The organism is Streptomyces sp. NPDC051173 (assembly GCF_040689515.1).
Lineage (GTDB): Bacteria > Actinomycetota > Actinomycetes > Streptomycetales > Streptomycetaceae > Streptomyces.
Genome location: NZ_JBFBBD010000037.1, coordinates 19,909 through 36,878, shown reverse-complemented (window position 1 = coordinate 36,878; position 16,970 = coordinate 19,909). Strand labels below are relative to the sequence as shown.

17 protein-coding genes are annotated in these 16,970 nt (G+C 68.2%); 10 read left to right on the top strand and 7 right to left on the bottom strand.

The genetic code is table 11. The annotated features are described in order from the left end of the window. The first annotated feature begins 13 nt into the window (after positions 1-13). Entirely contained in the window at positions 14-1,411 is a 1,398-nt protein-coding gene (locus AB0435_RS20145; RefSeq protein WP_366427579.1) for a gluconate:H+ symporter, read from the top strand. Positions 1,412-1,536: 125 nt separating this feature from the next. Here AB0435_RS20145 and AB0435_RS20140 read toward each other — a convergent pair whose 3' ends face one another. Beyond that, positions 1,537-1,851, bottom strand: a complete 315-nt coding sequence (locus AB0435_RS20140) for a hypothetical protein (protein ID WP_366427601.1) — start codon at positions 1,849-1,851, stop codon at positions 1,537-1,539. A gap of 226 nt (positions 1,852-2,077) precedes the next feature. Here AB0435_RS20140 and AB0435_RS20135 point away from each other — a divergent pair, with 226 nt between their 5' ends. Continuing rightward, on the top strand, positions 2,078-2,587 hold the full coding sequence (locus tag AB0435_RS20135; protein WP_366005649.1) for a hypothetical protein: 510 nt from the start codon (positions 2,078-2,080) through the stop codon (positions 2,585-2,587). A 45-nt stretch (positions 2,588-2,632) separates the two neighbouring features. On the opposite strand, the gene AB0435_RS20130 is transcribed toward AB0435_RS20135, so the two are convergent. From AB0435_RS20130 to AB0435_RS20120, 3 genes are all read right to left on the bottom strand, one after another. Next, positions 2,633-3,142 carry a hypothetical protein gene (locus AB0435_RS20130; RefSeq protein WP_366005648.1) on the bottom strand — a complete coding sequence of 170 codons (510 nt, stop codon included), beginning with the start codon at positions 3,140-3,142 and terminating at the stop codon, positions 2,633-2,635. Positions 3,143-3,283: 141 nt separating this feature from the next. Continuing rightward, positions 3,284-3,412, bottom strand: a complete 129-nt coding sequence (locus AB0435_RS20125; RefSeq protein WP_366005647.1) for a hypothetical protein — start codon at positions 3,410-3,412, stop codon at positions 3,284-3,286. A 7-nt stretch (positions 3,413-3,419) separates the two neighbouring features. Continuing rightward, positions 3,420-4,334, bottom strand: coding sequence for a LysR family transcriptional regulator (locus AB0435_RS20120; protein ID WP_366005646.1), 915 nt, complete (start codon positions 4,332-4,334; stop codon positions 3,420-3,422). Positions 4,335-4,495: 161 nt separating this feature from the next. On the opposite strand from AB0435_RS20120, the gene AB0435_RS20115 reads away from it, so the two are divergent. From AB0435_RS20115 to AB0435_RS20085, 7 genes are all read left to right on the top strand, one after another. Next, positions 4,496-5,755 (top strand): ATP-grasp domain-containing protein, encoded by a 1,260-nt coding sequence (locus tag AB0435_RS20115; RefSeq protein ID WP_366427578.1) that lies wholly within the window; start codon positions 4,496-4,498, stop codon positions 5,753-5,755. Between the two features lie 47 nt (positions 5,756-5,802). Continuing rightward, on the top strand, positions 5,803-6,969 hold the full coding sequence (locus tag AB0435_RS20110) for an MFS transporter (protein ID WP_366005644.1): 1,167 nt from the start codon (positions 5,803-5,805) through the stop codon (positions 6,967-6,969). 123 nt (positions 6,970-7,092) lie between these two features. Further along, positions 7,093-8,628, top strand: coding sequence for a PqqD family protein (locus tag AB0435_RS20105; protein ID WP_366005643.1), 1,536 nt, complete (start codon positions 7,093-7,095; stop codon positions 8,626-8,628). Between the two features lies 1 nt (position 8,629). Beyond that, a complete protein-coding gene (locus AB0435_RS20100) occupies positions 8,630-9,910 on the top strand; it encodes an ATP-grasp domain-containing protein (protein ID WP_366005642.1) in 1,281 nt (426 codons plus the stop codon). A 6-nt stretch (positions 9,911-9,916) separates the two neighbouring features. Beyond that, entirely contained in the window at positions 9,917-10,663 is a 747-nt protein-coding gene (locus AB0435_RS20095; protein WP_366005641.1) for a hypothetical protein, read from the top strand. After that, positions 10,656-11,465 (top strand): hypothetical protein, encoded by an 810-nt coding sequence (locus AB0435_RS20090; RefSeq protein WP_366005640.1) that lies wholly within the window; start codon positions 10,656-10,658, stop codon positions 11,463-11,465. Before AB0435_RS20095 ends, AB0435_RS20090 begins: the two co-directional genes overlap by 8 nt. Next, positions 11,462-12,037, top strand: coding sequence for a YbaK/EbsC family protein (locus AB0435_RS20085; RefSeq protein WP_366427577.1), 576 nt, complete (start codon positions 11,462-11,464; stop codon positions 12,035-12,037). The genes AB0435_RS20090 and AB0435_RS20085 overlap by 4 nt, the downstream gene beginning before the upstream one ends. Before the next feature lie 147 nt (positions 12,038-12,184). On the opposite strand, the gene AB0435_RS20080 is transcribed toward AB0435_RS20085, so the two are convergent. The 3 genes from AB0435_RS20080 to AB0435_RS20070 all read right to left on the bottom strand — a co-directional run bounded on the left by AB0435_RS20080 (position 12,185) and on the right by AB0435_RS20070 (position 15,043). Next, positions 12,185-12,880, bottom strand: a complete 696-nt coding sequence (locus tag AB0435_RS20080) for a ribonuclease H (RefSeq protein ID WP_366005638.1) — start codon at positions 12,878-12,880, stop codon at positions 12,185-12,187. A gap of 1,103 nt (positions 12,881-13,983) precedes the next feature. Continuing rightward, the gene (locus tag AB0435_RS20075; protein ID WP_366005637.1) at positions 13,984-14,190 is read right to left on the bottom strand and encodes a DUF397 domain-containing protein; all 207 of its coding nucleotides are present in this window, start codon (positions 14,188-14,190) and stop codon (positions 13,984-13,986) included. Beyond that, entirely contained in the window at positions 14,177-15,043 is an 867-nt protein-coding gene (locus AB0435_RS20070) for a helix-turn-helix transcriptional regulator (protein ID WP_366427600.1), read from the bottom strand. Before AB0435_RS20070 ends, AB0435_RS20075 begins: the two co-directional genes overlap by 14 nt. Before the next feature lie 267 nt (positions 15,044-15,310). Here AB0435_RS20070 and AB0435_RS20065 point away from each other — a divergent pair, with 267 nt between their 5' ends. After that, positions 15,311-15,565: a hypothetical protein gene (locus AB0435_RS20065; protein ID WP_366005635.1), complete on the top strand. Its 255-nt coding sequence runs from the start codon at positions 15,311-15,313 to the stop codon at positions 15,563-15,565. Positions 15,566-16,970 lie beyond the last annotated feature (1,405 nt).

Genomic DNA, 16,970 nt, shown 5'->3' with positions numbered 1-16,970 from the left:
TTTAGGAAGCCCCGTGAGCACTCTCAGCGTCGAGATGCTGGCCGCGGCCCCCGCCGGACCGATCACTTCGGCGGGTCACGCACAGCTCGGGATCGCCGTAGTCGTCGGCATCGCCGTCATCGTCCTCCTCATCACCCGCCTGAAGCTGCACGCCTTTCTGGCCCTGACCATCGGCTCGCTGCTGCTCGGCGCGACCGCGGGCGCCCCGCTGGACAAGGTCGTCACCAGCTTCACCAACGGGCTCGGCGCGACCGTCGCGGGCGTCGGCGTCCTGATCGCGCTCGGCGCGATCCTGGGCAAGCTGCTCGCCGACTCCGGCGGCGCCGACCAGATCGTGGACACGATCCTCGCCCGCGCGAGCGACCGGACCATGCCCTGGGCGATGGTGCTGATCGCGGGGATCATCGGGCTGCCGCTCTTCTTCGAGGTCGGGATCGTGCTGCTGATCCCCGTGGTGCTGCTGGTCGCCAAGCGCGGCAACTTCTCCCTCATGCGCATCGGCATCCCCGCGCTGGCCGGGCTGTCCGTGATGCACGGCCTGGTGCCGCCGCACCCCGGGCCGCTCGCCGCGATCGACGCCATCGGTGCCAACCTCGGTGTGACCCTGGCCTTCGGCGTGCTCGTCGCCGTGCCGACCGCCGTGATCGCGGGGCCGCTCTTCTCCCGCTTCGCCGCCCGCTGGGTGGACATCGCGCCGCCCGAGAAGCTGATCCCGCAGCGCCCCTCGGAGGAGCTGGAACGCCGCCCCGGCTTCGCCGCCACCGTCGGCACGGTCATGCTGCCCGTCGTACTGATGCTGGCCAAGGCGCTCGTCGACATCGTCGTCGACGACCCGAAGGACCACGTCCAGCGCGTCACCGACGTCATAGGCTCGCCGCTGATCGCCCTGCTCGCCGCCGTGCTCGTGGGCCTGTTCACCCTCGGCCGCGCCGCCGGCTTCGGCCGGGACCGGCTGGCCACGACCGTAGAGAAGTCGCTGATCCCCATCGCCGGCATCCTGCTGATCGTCGGCGCGGGCGGCGGCTTCAAGCAGACCCTGATCGACGTCGGCGTCGGCCGCATGATCCTCGACATCTCCCAGGACTGGTCCGTCCCCGCGCTCCTGCTGGCCTGGCTGATCGCGGTCGGCATCCGCCTCGCGACGGGCTCGGCGACCGTCGCCACGATCTCGGCCGCGGGCCTGGTCACCCCGCTCGCCGCCGACATGAGCACCACCCACACGGCCCTCCTGGTCCTGGCCGTCGGCGCGGGCTCGCTCTTCTTCAGCCATGTGAACGACGCGGGCTTCTGGATGGTGAAGGAGTACTTCGGCATGGACGTCGGCCAGACGATCAAGACGTGGTCACTGATGGAGACGGTGATCTCGGTGGTGTCCCTGGGATTCGTGCTGCTGCTGTCGTTGGTGGTGTAGGGGCCGACGCGATTCCTCAACGCGCAGCGGCGACCGCCCTGTTAGACCGGGCTGCCCTGCGGCCGCTGGAGCCCCTGCCTTCGGGCGGGGGCTGTCGCATGTTCCCTTCCTGCGAGGGGCGGCGGTCAGATGGCGTCGTCGAGGAATCGGAACAGCACTGCGGCCTCCGCGCGGAGCTCGGTGGCCCGGTCGGTGTGTGCGAGGGACGTCAACTCCGCTGCCGCGTCGAGCCGTTCCTTCGCCTCGGCTCGTACGATGTCCACGATGTTGTGCTCGTTGAGCTCACGGCGCGCGACTTCGGCGGCACCGGCGCCGACAGGTGAATGCTCCAGGGCCACACCGCGCAGTTCCGATTCGGCCACGGGCACCGCCTCGGCGTTGTCCAGCGCGGCGAGAGCCGAGCGCAGGACCCTCACCGTGACCTTGTCACGGGCGCGCATTGCTTCCGGCAGCGCTTGACGCATACGAACACGCAACGACATACGGGTGATCGTAGGACAGGCGGGGCCGGCCCTACAACGAGATATCCGCGTACCGCCGGGCGCGGCGGGCCCTGTGCCTACTCGCTCTGTGACAGCCGCACCTACGCAGAAGGGCGCCGCCTTTTCCCGACCCGATGAAGGACCCGGTGCGGGAGCGTCGGTGGGAGGGACATAGGCTCCGATCATGGAGGGGCACGAAGCGCTTCGGCGCCGTATTCGTATGTGGTTGGTCGTCTTCATCGTCGGCCTGGTGCTGAGTGGGCTGACCGCTTTTCCGCTGGTCACCGAAATCCGTTGGCTGGACGAACTGTTGCGGTCCGGCGGATCGCCGGTGCCCGGGCAGTTGCCGGGGCTGGTGGACTGGGTCGGCAGGGCGCGCGAGGGGCTGGAGGCGACCGACGCGAAATATCCGTTCGTGCTGTACGGAACGGACTGGCTGGCCTTCGCCCACCTGGTCATCGCGGTCGCCTTCTACGGCCCCTACCGTGACCCGGTCCGCAATATCTGGGTCATCGAATTCGGAATGATCGCGTGTGCCGCCATCGTCCCGCTGGCCCTGATCTGCGGGACGGTCCGGGGAATTCCGTTCTACTGGCAGCTGATCGACATGTCGTTCGGATTCTTCGGGGTGATCCCGCTGCTGATCCTCCGGCGCATGATCAAGCGGCTGGAGGCGTACGAACTCGCGGCGTAGCCGCAGGTGTGGCCGGCCCCCGTGCGGGGGCCGGCCACCGGGGGATCAGTGGGCGGTGCCCGACGACCAGATCGCCTGGCTGCCGTCGTAGATCACGACGTTGCCGTCGTCCTGGACGGCCAGGCGTGAACCCGGGTGGCCCGCGGTGCGGGAGTTCCACACCGCGCGGCCCGAGCGGGTGTAGACGACGAAGTTGCCGTCCGTCTGGAACTGGGCCGTCCAGCCCTGGCCGACGGTGCCCGTGGACCAGCGGGCGCGGCCGAACTCGTCGTAGATGACGAGGTTGCCGTCGGACTGCATGACCAGCAGGGCCGTGTCGGAGCTCACCGACTGGTCGTGGCCCAGGGCGAACGGCGCGTAGAGCGTCTGGCTCGCTCTGATCCCCGCCTCCGCCGCCTGTCTGGCGACGCCCGACGAGGCGTGTTCCGAACGGGCGTGTTCCGAAGAGGCGTGGCCCGTAGAGGCGTGGTTCGAAGGGGCCGCGCTCGCCTGCCCGGCGAGTGTCATGGCGGCGAGTGCGGAGGCTGCGAGAAGTGTGGCGGCTTTCTTCCTCACCGGAGAACTCCTTGCGTCAGGTGGTTCCTCCAAGCCGTGCCCGACCGGGCACCGCACCCGGACTCTGGCAGCAAGGCCGCGGCGGAAGGATCCACCGTGCACGCCAATGACGTGTTCGTGGCACTGTTTGGCCGGAAACGTTCAGGTTCCGCTCTCGGCTCGACCCTGCGCGGAGCCGGACTCGACGCCCCGGCCCAGCAGCGTCTCGCACGTCTTGCGGCAGTCGGCCGTGGTGAAGATGAGCCGGCCACCCACTGCGGCGCGGCTCACGCCGCCATCACACCACGGTTCCCGTGAGCCCTTCGGCCAGATCGCGCAGCAGGGTCAGCGCCGCCCTGACGGAGGGGCGGCTGCCCGCCTGCCGACGCCACACCGCGTAGATCCGGCGGCCCGGAGCGGGGTGCAGGGGAATGGCGCGCACATTGTGGGGGAGCGGGCCCCGGCCGAGCCTGGGGACGAGTGCCGCTCCGACTCCCGCGGAAAGAAGCGCTATTTGCGACTGGAATTCCTCCACGTGATAGGCGACATCGACCGGCAGCCCCCGGTCGGTGAAGGTGCGTTCCAGCCAGCTGTGACACATGGCTCCGGGGGAATGGCTGATCCAGCGCAGGCCCATCAGGTCGCCCACCTCCAACAGGGGGCGGTCGGCGAGTGGGTGGTCCGCGTGCAGGAGGACGTCACCGACGTCCTCTCCGATCTCGTAGGTCGCCAGCCCGCCGGGGACCATCAGGGGAACGTTGTGCCAGTCGTGCACGATCGCCATGTCGATCTCCCCTTCGGCGACCAGACTCAGCGCACTGGTCGGATCGGCCTCCAGCAGACGGCAGTCGAGCCCCTGGTGCAGACGGCCGAGCTCGGCCAGCATGGGCGGGATCAAAGACCGGCAGGCAGTCGGGAAAGCCGCCAACTTCATTGTTCCGAACGGCACTTGCCGCTGGGTCTCCAGCCTCGATTCCGCCTGTTCCAGCAAGGCGATGACCTGACGCGCGGCCTCCACCAGGGATTCGGCGGCCGGGGTGAGGGTCACATGCCTGGCGTGCCTTTCCAGCAGGGCCGTGTGTGTTTCGCGTTCCAGCTTGGCGATCTGTTGCGAGACGGCCGACGGGGTGAAGCCGAGGGCCGCGGCGGCGCCGGTGATGGAGCCGTGGACCGCTACCGCGTGAAGGGCCCGCAGCCTGTTGATGTCGAGCATGAAGCCACACTAAAGCATGCCGTTCATGAAGTTTTACGGTACACCGAGCTTTTTTAGCCGAACCCCTGTAGTAGCGTGACGCCCAGGAATTCCAGTGGTCGGCAGTATGCGCCATTTCCGCACAAGTATCGACCCTCCCTCAAGCAATTTAGGAAGCACCGGTGGAGCACGCAGAAAACGGCCCGACGGCAATTATCGTCGACGGTTATGCGACAGGGAATTACCTTCCTGCGGCATTCAAGCGACACGGGGCACAGGTCCTCCATGTGTTCAGCAACAGGTCGGTTCGTAACGCGCTGGCGGTGCCGGATCTCTCCCCGTACGTCACGTCGCTCGACGCCGACGACGAGGAGGTGCTGCTCAAGGAGCTGCGCCAGTGGTCGCCGGTGTGCGTCGCGACCGGCAGCGAGATGGGCGTCGAGCTGTCCGACCGCCTGAGCGAGCTCCTGGGGCTGGAAGGAAACGGCACCGAGCACTCCGCGGCCCGGCGCGACAAGTTCGAGATGCTCGAGACGCTGCGCCGCGCCGGCATCCCCTGCGCCCGGCAGCTCAAGAGCGCCGACCCCCGGGAACTCGCCGACTGGGCCGACGAGCTGGACTCCTACCCCGTCGTGGTGAAGCCGATCAGTTCCACGGGATCGGACGGCGTGACCTTCTGCGCCGACCGGTCGGCGGTCCTGGCCGCCGCGCAGAGCATTCAGGCCTCCGCGGACCTCTTCGGCCGGCATAACGCCGAAGTCCTGGTGCAGCAGCGCATGGACGGCACCGAGTACATCGTGGACGCGGTGAGCTGCCGGGGCGAGCGTTTCCTCACCGGTGTGTGGCGCTACGAGAAGCGCATGCTGGAATCGGGCCGCCGGATCTACGACAAGGACGTCCTGCTCTCTCCCGAAGACCCCCTGGTCGAGGAACTCAAGTCCTACGTCTACACGGTGCTCGACGCGCTCCGCATCGATTTCGGCGCGGCGCATGCCGAGGTCATGATGACCGACGACGGTCCGATGCTGGTCGAGGTCGCCGCGCGCACCAACGGCAACTCCCACCCGGAGTTCCACGACTCGTGCATGGACGCCAACCAGGCCGATCTCGTCGCCCTCGCGGCAGTGCACCCCGATGAATTCCTGCGGAAATACGCCGGGCGTACCTACCGGAAGCTGGCGGAGGCCGTGGTGCACAATGCCATGACCTCCCTGAGCGGAAAAATCGCCGGTTTCGACGCGGACGCGGTAGCGGCCATCAGCTCCCTCGATTCGGTTTTCAAGGTCATTGTGAAGCCGTCCGCGGGGGATCAGCTCATTCCCACCCAGGATCTCTCCAGCAGCCCCCTGCGGATCTTTATGTCCCACCAGTCCCGCGACAGCATCCTGGACGACTACGAGCGAATCCAGCAGATTAAGGACCGGATATTTCTACTCTCGTGACGCCGGAGTCGCCCTCGGCCACCGGCAAAAGGCCTCTGCTGGCTCTCATGGGCACCAGGCTGGTGTCGTTCATCGGCGTCGCGGCCTATTTCATCCTGAGCTCGTGGCTGGCGCTGCAGTGCGGCGCCGGCACGCGGGGCCAGGCGCTCCTGGCCGGGGCGCTCGCCCTCCCCTCCCTGGCCCTCGGCCTCTACGGAGGGGTGCTGATCGACCGCTGGGAGCGGCGGACGCTCGCCCAGTGCGCCGAGCTGCTCAGGGCGGCGGCGGCGGGCGGGCTCGCCCTGTTCGCCTCGACCGGCGAGCTGAAGATGTGGCACCTGTTCGTCACCACCTTGATCATCGGTGTCGGGAACGCCATCACGCTCCCTTGCTACGGCGCGCTCCTGCCGGCCGTCTCCGTGGACGACCGGCTGGTCCGCACCAACGCGCAGTGGCAGATCATGACGCAGATCGGCACCATCGCCGGGGCGCTCATCGGCGGAGTTCTCGTCGACGCCCAGGGGGGTTCCGCGCTCTGGATGCCGGCAGTGGCATACCTGGGAGCGGCGGCACTGCTCTTCCTCGTCCCCGCGGTCAAGCCCGCGCGCAGGGAGGCGAAGGGCGGCCTGGTGGCCGAGTTCCGGTCGGCCTTCACGATCCTCAAGACGGACCGGAAGCTGCTGCTGGTGACCGCGTTCTCCGTGGCCCCGGTGGGCTTCCTGGCCGCCGCCAACACCCTGCTCGCCCCGTTCGCCCAGAACGACCTCGGCACCGACGCCGCGGGGTTCGGGGTGCTGGACAGCGCCTGGGGCATCGGAGCCCTGGTGGCCGGTGCGCTGGTCTCCCGGATGTTCGGTGAGCGAAACTATACGAATCTGTCCAAAGCACTGCTGCTCACAGGGCTGTTCGCGGTCCTGTTCGCGCTCGCTCCCGGCTTCCGCTCGGGACTCGCCGCCGGGGTGCTGCTGGGCCTCTTCCTCAGCTGCGCCAACATCATGTTCCCGGCGTTCGTCCAGCGCGACGCCCCCGCGGCCGACCTGGGGAAGATACTCAGCACGGTTTTCGCGGCGTCCTCCGCGGTGCAGCTCTTCTTCGTCGCCTGGGTCGGCATCGCCGGGACCTCGGTATCGGCCCGCGTCATCCTGCTCGTACTCGCCGTCCTCATGACGGCCATGGGCGCGCTGCTGCACTGGCTGATCCGCGACCCGGGCGCGACCTCCCCCGTCACCGACTGACACCCGTTCCGATACCCGTTCCACGCGCCGTCACGGCGCTCACCAGTGGGCTCGCAACCGCGTGGGAACCCTCTGCGGTTCCCACCGCCCATGGGCTCACCTTTGCACGAGAAAAGAACCACCATGTCACAGAGCGCCTCCACGTTCACTGCTGTACCGCAGGAAATCGACCACTCCCTCGCACTTGAACAGCTCCGTGAGGTGCTGTCCAAGGAGAACTACGAAGGAGCGGTCAAGTGCGGCATGCGGCTGTACAACGCGCTCCCGGACCGGGTGAACCTGAGCCGCAACGTCGTGATGGTCGCCTACGGCGGCGGCAAGGACAGCTCCTACACGCTGGCCTTCGTCCGGACCATGCAGCTCATCATCTCCCAGATCCACGGTTCGACGTTCCGCATGCGCGTGGCGACCAACCGGCACGCGGGAATGCCGCAGGCCGTGATGGACAACATCGACCGCGCCTATCAGGCTCTCCATCTCTACAACGACCCCAGCGCGGAACTCCTCCTGATCGACGGTCAGCTGGTGCGTGAATTCGACGCGAACCTGCCGCAGACCACCGATGTCGTGGACCGGAACCGCACCGACATCCTCATGACCGGTCACCGCACCGCGGCCGACGCCCGGCCGACCTTCTGCAACGCCTGCAACCTCAGCATGGTCAACGCTTTCGGCCTTGCGGCGGGTTACAACGGCGGAGTCGACCTCATCATCACCGGTGACTCGCAGCAGGAACAGCGCGACTACTACCTGTGGGTCTCGCGACTCGCCCGCAAGTTCGGCCTGCAGGCGCCGCGCGGAATGCGCACCAGCTTCCAGGGATTCCTCGCCTCGCTCAACAACATTTCCCAGGCGTACTTCACCGACATCCACGGTGACCAGGCCGACGACGTGATCGCCGAGCACTCCATCACCACGGATGTGCGCACCGGCCTGGAGTTCTTCTCCATCTACGACGACACCGCCTATGCCTCCGGTGACCACTGGGAGCTGCTGACGGAGTACCTGGGCTTCCGCTTCGACGACATCGCCTTCAGCTTCACGGAGTCCGACTGCGGAAATCCCGCGCTCATGGCACACCTGCGTGCCCTCAAGTGCGAGCGGCGCTACGGCCAGACGTACGCCGAGGGCCTCGCCGAGTACGTCGAATTCGCGATATCGCTCATGCACAAGAAGGAATTCCCGCCGCAGCTCGTCGACATCATGCGCGAGCGGTACTCCGGTGAGGGGACCGCCGAGCGCATGCGCACGGCCATGAACGGCTACGCGGCCGAGGCGTACGGAGTCACCGAGGGCCAGCTCGTCGCCATGGTCTACGCCCCGTTCACCGAGAAGGGCCTGGGGCTGGACGACTATCTGGAGCGCGAGCAGCCGGAGCTGGTCGAGAGCACGTCGCTCATCCACCGCCTCCTGGGCGGCAGCCTGGAGCCGGCCGAGCCGGACGAGAAGGCGATGGCCGCCCGGCTGGAGGAGACGACCGGCCTCGAACTGAGCCAGCTCCGCGTGCTCTACGGCAGCTCCCTGCGGCTGCCCTCCACGGAGTCCAAGGGCCTCGAACTGATCGATGCCATTCTCGACGGCGACCCGCACAAGGCCGTGGTCCAGACCCGGCAGACCCCCGACGGTCCGCTGGTCTCCGAGCTCCTCTCGGGCCGCTGACGTGGAAACCGTTGCCACCGGTACCGACTTCGTCCAGCTGGGCGCGACCCGGGACGGGCTCGACCCCTACCTCGACTGCGCCCGTCGGCGTTCGCTCCGTGCCGTACTGGTCGAGACACCCGCGTATCTGCGCTGGCGGGAGCTGCTCGGCCGCCGGCCGTTCGACCTGGAGATCGCGGTCGAGGAGCCGCAGGACCCCGAGCAGGTGCGCGAGGCACTCGCCGCCGCCGGGGTGCGGCCGGCCCTGCTGCTGGCGGGGTTCGAGCGCTACGTCTACACCGGCTTCGCCCTGGCGCGCTCGCTGCGCGCCCTGCCCTGGCCCTCGGCGGGAGAGGACTTCCGGCCGCTGGACAAGCAGGAGCTGCGCACCGCCGTCCGCCGTGTCGCCGGGCACCTCGCCCAGCCGCGTCAGCTGCTCCTGGGGGCGGAGACCGACGGGGAGACCGAGGAGATCGGCTACCCGCAGGTGATCAAGCCGGTCGACGGGGGCGGAGGGCTCGGCGTCCTCCTCGTCCGGAGCGCGGACCGGCGGCCGGCCGCGCTGAAGTACATCGAGAGCCTGGCCAATTACGGCGGCGGCGAGTTCGCCGGGGTCGTCACGGAAGAGTTCGTCGAGGGGCCGGAAGTCTCCCTGCAGGGTGTGGCCCACGCCGGGCGGCCGACGCTGCTGAGCGTCTGCGAGAAGCTCACCGCGATAGAGGACATTCCCGACGCGCCCGACCTGGCGGGCTTCCGCGAGGTCGGACACATCGCCCGGCACGGCAGCACCGTCAGCCCGGAACTCCTGGACCTCGCGCGGTCCTGCCTCGACGCCACCGGCTACCGCGAGGGTCCCTTCCACATCGACGCCATCCTGGGCCCGGACGGACCCGTGCTGGTCGAGATGGGATTCCGGCTCTCCGGCGGCGGCCTGGTCGCCCTGATCGAGCGGGCGACCGGCGCCGACTGGGCGGAACTGGCCTTCCGCACCCACCTGGACGGCGCGGATCCGCACAACGAGGTCCAGCCGGACAGGGCGAGGAGCGTCGGCCAGATCCGGGCCGTCTCGGAGGACCAGCTGACCGCCGCCACCGCACTCGCCCCCGCCGGGTGCTCGGTGGAGACCGTCCCCGCCGGGCCCGCGCCTTCCCTCGCGGAGCTGACCGCCGACGAGCTCACCGTTCTCGCGTCGGACATCACGCGCCACAGCGGATCCGTCGGACGCGTCCTTGTCACCAGCGCGCAGGACGGCGACGTCCGCTCCGCGCTCTCCTCACTAGTCGAAAACCGAAGGCGAGACTGACCGATCATGTGCCGACTCATCCTGGCCACAGGGGAGTTCTCCGCGAGCGAGATCCTCGGAGCCGCCGAAGCGATGAGCTGTGGCCGCACCGCCGATCACGACGGCCCCACCCGAGTGCACCCCAACGGATGGGGAGCGCTGTGGCGCAGCCCCGATGCCCCGCACGGCATCGGGATGCACCGGGACGTGCGACCGCTCACGGAAAGCCATCATGAATCCCCGGTGTCGAAGCTCGACACCGACTTCCTCGCCGTTCACGCACGGCACGCGACCCTCGAGAAGAACCACGGGATCCAGTTCACGCACCCGTTGACGCGAGAGGGGGAGACCACCTGGCACTTCATGCACAACGGTTTCCTCCCGACCGTCCACGAGCGCCTCGGGCTGCCGGAGTCGGAATTCGACTCGCGCGAATACTTCGACTACATCGTTCCCGACGGGAGCCGCCGGCTCGACGAGCAGGAGACGCTCGCCCGGCTGGGCGCCATCCCGCCCGGCGGAAGCTCCGGCAACGCGATCGCCGTGAGCCAGGACGTCGCCTACGTCATCCACTGGTCGTCCCCCGGTTCCTCCCCCAGCTACTTCGGGATGTTCCGGCTGCGGACCGACCGCTGCACCGTGATCGCCTCGGAGATCATCCCCGACCTCGCCCCGGCGGGCGACTGGGAGCCCCTCCCGGCCGGAAGCCTCACCGAAATACCTCTCGACCGCGCCTCGCGTCCTTCCCACCAAGGAGAAACCATCTATGTGTGACACCGGCACGTGGGACCGCGTGGTCATCGACGCCACCGCCCAGCAGCCCGACCACGAACTGCTGCGCAAGCTGGTGACCGGAGAGATCCCGGTCGTGGTCCTGCGCAACCTCCTGCCCGCCGACGCGTTCGCCAAGAACCGCGAGCGCGTCGGGGAGCTCTTCGCCAGCGCCTCCACGACGAACTACGCCAACGGCACGCTCACGACGATCGGTCCGTACCTCGCCAAGTACCTGTCCGAGCTGGACACCTACTTCCAGGCGAGCAAGGAGGCGGGGGCGATGCTCGACAGCGTCACCTTCGACCTGGCCGAGCAGGTGCGCGACGGCTTGCGCAAGGCCTTCGGCCTCGGCTCCCTGGAACCGGCCCGCGAGCCCGACGGCCGGGAGTACGCCGCCTCCGTCGTCCGCATCCACGCGGACGGCGTGCGCAACCCGCTGCACAACGACAACATCATGCGCGACGCCGCCGGCACGGGGATCGCGCTGGCCGGCCTCACCTACCAACTGAGCTGCGTCGTCTGCCTCCAGGAGTGCGAAGAGGGCGGCGAACTGCGCATCTACCAGCGGCCCTGGCAGTCCGACGACGAGCAGTTCAAGATCGACGGCGGGCTCGGCTACGACGAGGCCGTGGTGGACGGCCACCCCGGCCACGAGTTCAAGCCCCAGGCCGGCGACGTCTACGTGATCAACCCGATGCAGTACCACTCGATCGAGCGGGTCTTCGGCTCCGACCGGATCACCATGGGGTTCTTCATGGGCTTCACCGGCGAAGAGCTCGACTCCGCGGTGGTGTGGGGATGACCGGGCCGTCGACGGCCTCTTCGGCCGCCACGTCCGGTCCGCAGTCCGCGGCAGCACCCGGCACCGAGCCGGAACCGGCCGCGGAGAAGCTCCTGCGGCTGCTTCAGGAGGGCGACGCCCGCCACCGGCTGATCGAGCACGAGCCGGAGGGCCGCACCGATGTGGTCAGCGCCATCCGGGGCAACAGCCTCGGCCAGGCGGCCAAATGCATCGTGGTGCGGGTCAAGAAGACGAAGAAGACCTCGCACTACGTCCTCGCCGTCGTGCCCGGGGACACGCGACTGGACCTCGACCGGATCGCCGAGCTGTGCGAAGCCCGCTACGTGTCCTTCGCCGACCAGCCGACCGCCGAGCGCCTGACGGGCTGCGCCACCGGGACCATCGTGCCGTTCGCGTTCGACCCGCGGCTGGAGCTCGTGGTGGACCCCGGGCTGCTGCGGCACCCGGAGATCTTCTTCAACGCCGCGGAGCTCCACCAGTCCCTGGCCCTGGACACCGAGGACTACGTCCGCCTGGCCGCGCCCCGGGTGGAGTCCATCGCCGAGGCGGCCCCGGCGGCCTCCGGAGACTGAGGCACGCGTGACGGGGAGGAGAGCGGCTGGCCTCCGCCCCGCCGTGAAGCTCCAGGACGGTGGCCCGTACGCGACGCGTGCGGGCCACCGCTTCGGTGTCCGCGGCTGTGACCGCGGCCGGGCCCGGCTCCCGCCGGCTCCCGTCGGCTACGCGGGCGTGCGGCAGGCCGGGTGGCCCCAGCCCTTCTCCAGCTTGGTGATGTCTTCCCCCGCCGCGTACGGCGTTCCGCACGGGCAGCGGCCGGAGAACTTCGCCTTGATGGTCCGCGTTCCGCCGCCGGCTCCGCCACGGGGTGCCGACTTCGACCCGGCGGACTTCTTCGCCGTGCGCGCCGGGGTGCTGCGGGCCGGCGCCGGTACGGGCATGGCCTCCGCGCCCAGTGCCGTACCGGCCGGCTGCTGGGTCGCGGCCGCGTCGCTGGCCGCCTGGTCGGCGATCGCGTTGAGGTGATCGCCGTCCTCGCGGTGCGCCGGGACGTAGCGGAACTCCACGTCCCGGCCCGTCAGCAACTCGTCGATCCTCTCGACCAGTTCACGGTTGGCGACCGGCTTGCCTCCCGAGGTCTTCCAGCCGTTGCGCTTCCAGCCGGGCAGCCACTGGGTCACCGCCTTCATGGCGTACTGGGAGTCCATGCGCACCTCCAGGGGCGTCCCGGGCGGGACGGTCTCCAGGAGGTCCTTCAGGGCGGTCAGCTCCGCCACGTTGTTGGTGGCGGTGCCCAGCGGCCCGGCGGCCCAGCTCTGGGGGTGCCCGTGCGGGTCGGCGAGGACCCATCCCCACGCGGCCGGGCCGGGGTTCCCCTTGGACGCGCCGTCGCAGGCGGCAATGATGCGGTCAGACATCCTCCGATCATGCCAGTGCTTGCGCGGGGGGCGGAAAACGAGCGGGTGGGCGAGGCTGGGGGTGCGGTGCGTTGCCGGGTGCGGCGGCTTCCCCAGCCCCGCCCCTTCCCGGCTGCATCTGATCTGCGGCTCCGCCGCGTGGGGGGCGCGTGCCCCAGACCCCCGGCCGCAGGTCCGTTGACGGCCCTTGAACTTGCCGGGGCCCACCTCGACACCGCCGCCGCACTGGACGCCCTCACGGCCTCTGAGGGCCTCATGAAATCCGGTGGCCGCTACGGGGACACTCTCCATCCCGCCGTGGCCGAGGCGCGTCACCAACGAGCGGCAGCGTGGGCGATCATCAAAGCCGTGTTGCCGGACGACGGGGGCAACGTGGATGCCGCATCACTCGGGCAGTCCGCGAACGGCACCGCTCACCGCTCCGCACAGTCCGTGCGCGCCAGTGAGGCAGCCCGTAAACGGTGGGACCGGGCGCGAGCGGCCGAGGCGGCGCTGTGAGGCGCGCACGACGGTCGCGCGGGCCTGACGGGACCACCGCCGCGACAGTCTGCGTCTGCAACGAGACGTACGATGCCTACCGTTGCCCCGCCGACAAACATGAGGTGACGACGTTCCCGGCCTACATCGTGCGCATGTTCCGCGCCGAGGAGTTCGGTGTTCGGTGCTCGTCACTGCGGAATGGCCGCGACGAGTGCCGCTGTCACCCCTCTTGGCGTTGTCCTGGCACGGCCGACCCCGCATGGGCGTCCCTCCTCGCCGCCTTCGACTCGTAGGCGAGGGTCGCGGCTGACTATGGAGCGAAGGGCACCAACTCGCCACGATGTGGCCCTACTTGAAGATCTCCAATTCGTAGCCAACGGCCCGACCCCTACCCCTGTTTGGGGTGGGGTCGGGCCTTTTGTCGTTGCGGCAACACACAGCGCCCGCCACGTAATCACGCTGGGTCAAATACCAGGCCTTCGAATGTCCGGTTCATGGCTTCCAGCCCAAGCCGGCTCGGGCTGGAATGTCACGGAGAGTCATAAGGAAAGCCCCGGTCCGCTGACGGCAGACCGGGGCTCCCGCCCTCGATCCGACTCAACCGGGCCGGGGGCAGGAAGTGGCTACAGGGCCCCGGGCGTGTCCTTGACGCTGGACACGAACGAGGACCAGGAGGCAGCCGAGAAGACCAGCGCGGGCCCATGCGGGTCTTTGCTGTCACGGACGGGAATGACGCCGGGGAAGTCGTCGGACACTTCGACGCAACTCGATTGCGCGTTGCTGTGCTTGGACTTCCGCCACGTCGCACCTTCCAAATCAAGCCTGTTCATGATGCTCCGCCATTTCGAGGATCTGGCGCCGTGACGCGTCAGTGGCTAGTGCCTTGTTTGAGATGTCCTGAAAAGCCTTGTCGTAGCGTCCCACTTCGCTTGGTCTGTCCAAGTAGAGGTCTCCTGTGTAGCCGTCTGAATAGACGGTTGGCGGTTCGGTCTCCTTGCCGCTTCCAGTGAGGGGGAAGCGCAAGATTTGAAACTGGCCCGTCATTACGCCTTGGTGAATCCCGACGCTGAAAGGCACGACCCTGACCGTGATGTTTGGCAGTTTGCTTACCTCTGCCAAGTACAAGAGCTGTCCTGCCATGACGGTATGCCCGCCGACGGCGCGCCTTACTGCTGCCTCGTTGACCAGCACGTTCAACGTGGGGGGCGTGGTTACCCGCGTGAGCAACACGCGGCGCTTGAGGCGTAGTTGTACGCGGCGCTCTATCTCTTGCAGATCCTCGCTGGGGCCGCCCTGCCCTTCTCGGATGATGGCTCGGGCATACTCTTCTGTCTGGAGCACGCCCGGAATTAGTTCCGGCTCGTACCAATCGACACGCGATGCGGCCTCTTCGAGCCCGATGTAGAGGTCAAAACCATCCGGGATCACATCACCGTATGCATGCCACCAACCTTTAGCCTTTGTCTCTTTCGCCAGCCCGACGAGCGCTTCGGTTAGTTCCCTTGAAGCGCCGTAGAGATCACACATGGCTTTGACTTCGACACCGCGCGATGAGACGCGTCCTTGTTCAACCCGCCATAGCGTAGTTGACGAGCGCTCCAATTCCTCCGCTGCCCTCTTCGCGGTAAGTCCTGCCTTCTCGCGCAACTCGCCCAAGATTCGCCCGAGTTGCCGCCTTGGCACTGTTGAACCTGTTGGCCCGTCTGGTTCAGCCACACCCGCCCCTTTCACTTCCGGTGAATGCCTTCCGCTCGCCAAATGAAAACATCTCCACGTGCGGACTGCAATGCACGTCAACTTACTGGAATGGCGCGTCTGAAAGGTTGCAGACAGCGCGTTGCAGGAGCATTCTGAGGGCTCCCAACCGGGGCCATGTGCCCTACATGGCCCGGGAGATGAGGAGACGTGTATATGAACTCCCCACCCCAACGAGGGACTTCAATCCGGACTGTGCGGCTGACGGACGTGCAGACCGGAACTGGTAAGGGTCTACTGGTCTCGCTGCCCCACACGTCCGGCGGTGCCGGTGTCGTCGTCGGAGGCGTCACGGACCGGTGCCCCACGTGCGTCAGGCTGCGGAACAGGCGCCACGCGGCATGGCGGGCCGGAGACTTCGCGGCCGAACTCCGCGCGCGTCAGGAGTGGTTCGACCACTATGACCAGGAGCACACCGGACGCTGGGAGGAGGAGGTGGGTCATGTCTGAGCGCCGATTCGTCGTCACCCGCTCCGGCACCGCGCGTTGGGTGCCCGACCCGGGGGACCTGGTCAAGGACGTTGCCAATGACCGCGTGGGAAAGATGGTTGCGTGGGATGGAGCGCTGCACCGGGTCACGCTCTGCCCGGTAGGCGGCGGGGACTTGTGGGACACCACCGACTATCGGCACCCCACAAACGGCGACCGGGTGAGGGCCCGAGCCCTGCTGTGCAACCGAGAACGGCAGGGGTGGTGAGCTGGCGGTGCCGGACGTCCGATCTGTACCTGGACAACGTCAACGCCGCCATCGGCGGGTTGCAGTGGGCGAAGGCTAGCGCGACCCCGCAGCGATCACGGAAGCCGAGGACCGGCTAGCCGGGCACCGCACCGGGTGGGAGAAGCACCGCGCCGAGGTCCACGGCGAGTGATCCGAAGATGGCACAGGGCGCCCCAACTGCCGACCCAGGATGGCCTAGTTATGGGGGCGCTGTTCGTGGCACTGATCGCCCTTTCGGCGTGTGCCGTCATCTGGCTCGCCGTCTACGGCGCCCCCGGGCGCACCTAGACCGCCTGCCCCTCTGCGGCGCTTCCCCCCGAGGCGCTATGCCGATGGCAGAGGGGCAGGCACCAAGGGTTCGTCCGGCTGTACGGGGGACAGTCGGACGACACCAAGCTCCGCCCCGCCGGATGTGGGGGATGCGCCTCTTACCCATCACCTATCCCGGCAGGGGCGGGAACCACGCCCGTCCGGTCGGCTCCTCGGCAGGTCCAGCCGGACGGGTCCCGCACCATCCCGTTAGAGCGGAGGTAGGCAATGCCCGAGAACTGCTCATACTGCAACGGCATGGGAAAGACCATCGTGATCGACCCGAACGACGGAAAGCCGTACGAAGTGATCTGCCAGATGTGCTCAGGGTCGGGCGAAAAGCAACAGTGGGACGCCCAACAGGCCCTACCCCCCGCGCAATCGGCTGTACCGTGCCCCTGACGCACCAGCCCGCAGAAGGGGCAACAGATGAACAGTGCTCCGAACGAGGAAGAACCCGTCGAGTGGACGGACCCGAAACAGGCTCACGTGGTCGAGCACTTCCGCAACGAGGTAGCCGAAGCCGTTCGACAGGGGCGGCGTGGATGCTCGAACTGCAACGGCCTCGGAAAGATCATCATGGTGATAGCCGGGGAGCCGAAGAGCTACCCGTGCTCATGCAGCGCCGCATCCTAGTGCCGTAGGTTGCCCCGCTCGCGCGTTTCTCCCCCGAGGCGTGCGGGCGGGGCTTCCTCCTGTCGGGCGAACGCTTGCCCCTGTGTATCCCAAGGGGTGTACGGTTCCAGCTACCTCCCCCAGACTCCGTCCGGGGGTGCCCCCAGAGGTGCCCCCAACGGGCTGAATTCGCTGGTTACGGTCCGAGGAAGC

What these genes read in the sequence shown, in the direction of transcription:
- AB0435_RS20140 (WP_366427601.1), bottom strand. Translation starts at nt 1,851, where the DNA reads ATGCGCGCCCGTGACAAGGTCACGGTGAGGGTCCTGCGCTCGGCTCTC.
- AB0435_RS20135 (WP_366005649.1), top strand. Translation starts at nt 2,078, where the DNA reads ATGGAGGGGCACGAAGCGCTTCGGCGCCGTATTCGTATGTGGTTGGTC.
- AB0435_RS20120 (WP_366005646.1), bottom strand. Translation starts at nt 4,334, where the DNA reads ATGCTCGACATCAACAGGCTGCGGGCCCTTCACGCGGTAGCGGTCCAC.
- AB0435_RS20110 (WP_366005644.1), top strand. Translation starts at nt 5,803, where the DNA reads ATGGGCACCAGGCTGGTGTCGTTCATCGGCGTCGCGGCCTATTTCATC.
- AB0435_RS20105 (WP_366005643.1), top strand. Translation starts at nt 7,093, where the DNA reads ATGTCACAGAGCGCCTCCACGTTCACTGCTGTACCGCAGGAAATCGAC.
- AB0435_RS20095 (WP_366005641.1), top strand. Translation starts at nt 9,917, where the DNA reads ATGTGCCGACTCATCCTGGCCACAGGGGAGTTCTCCGCGAGCGAGATC.
- AB0435_RS20090 (WP_366005640.1), top strand. Translation starts at nt 10,656, where the DNA reads ATGTGTGACACCGGCACGTGGGACCGCGTGGTCATCGACGCCACCGCC.
- AB0435_RS20085 (WP_366427577.1), top strand. Translation starts at nt 11,462, where the DNA reads ATGACCGGGCCGTCGACGGCCTCTTCGGCCGCCACGTCCGGTCCGCAG.
- AB0435_RS20080 (WP_366005638.1), bottom strand. Translation starts at nt 12,880, where the DNA reads ATGTCTGACCGCATCATTGCCGCCTGCGACGGCGCGTCCAAGGGGAAC.
- AB0435_RS20075 (WP_366005637.1), bottom strand. Translation starts at nt 14,190, where the DNA reads ATGAACAGGCTTGATTTGGAAGGTGCGACGTGGCGGAAGTCCAAGCAC.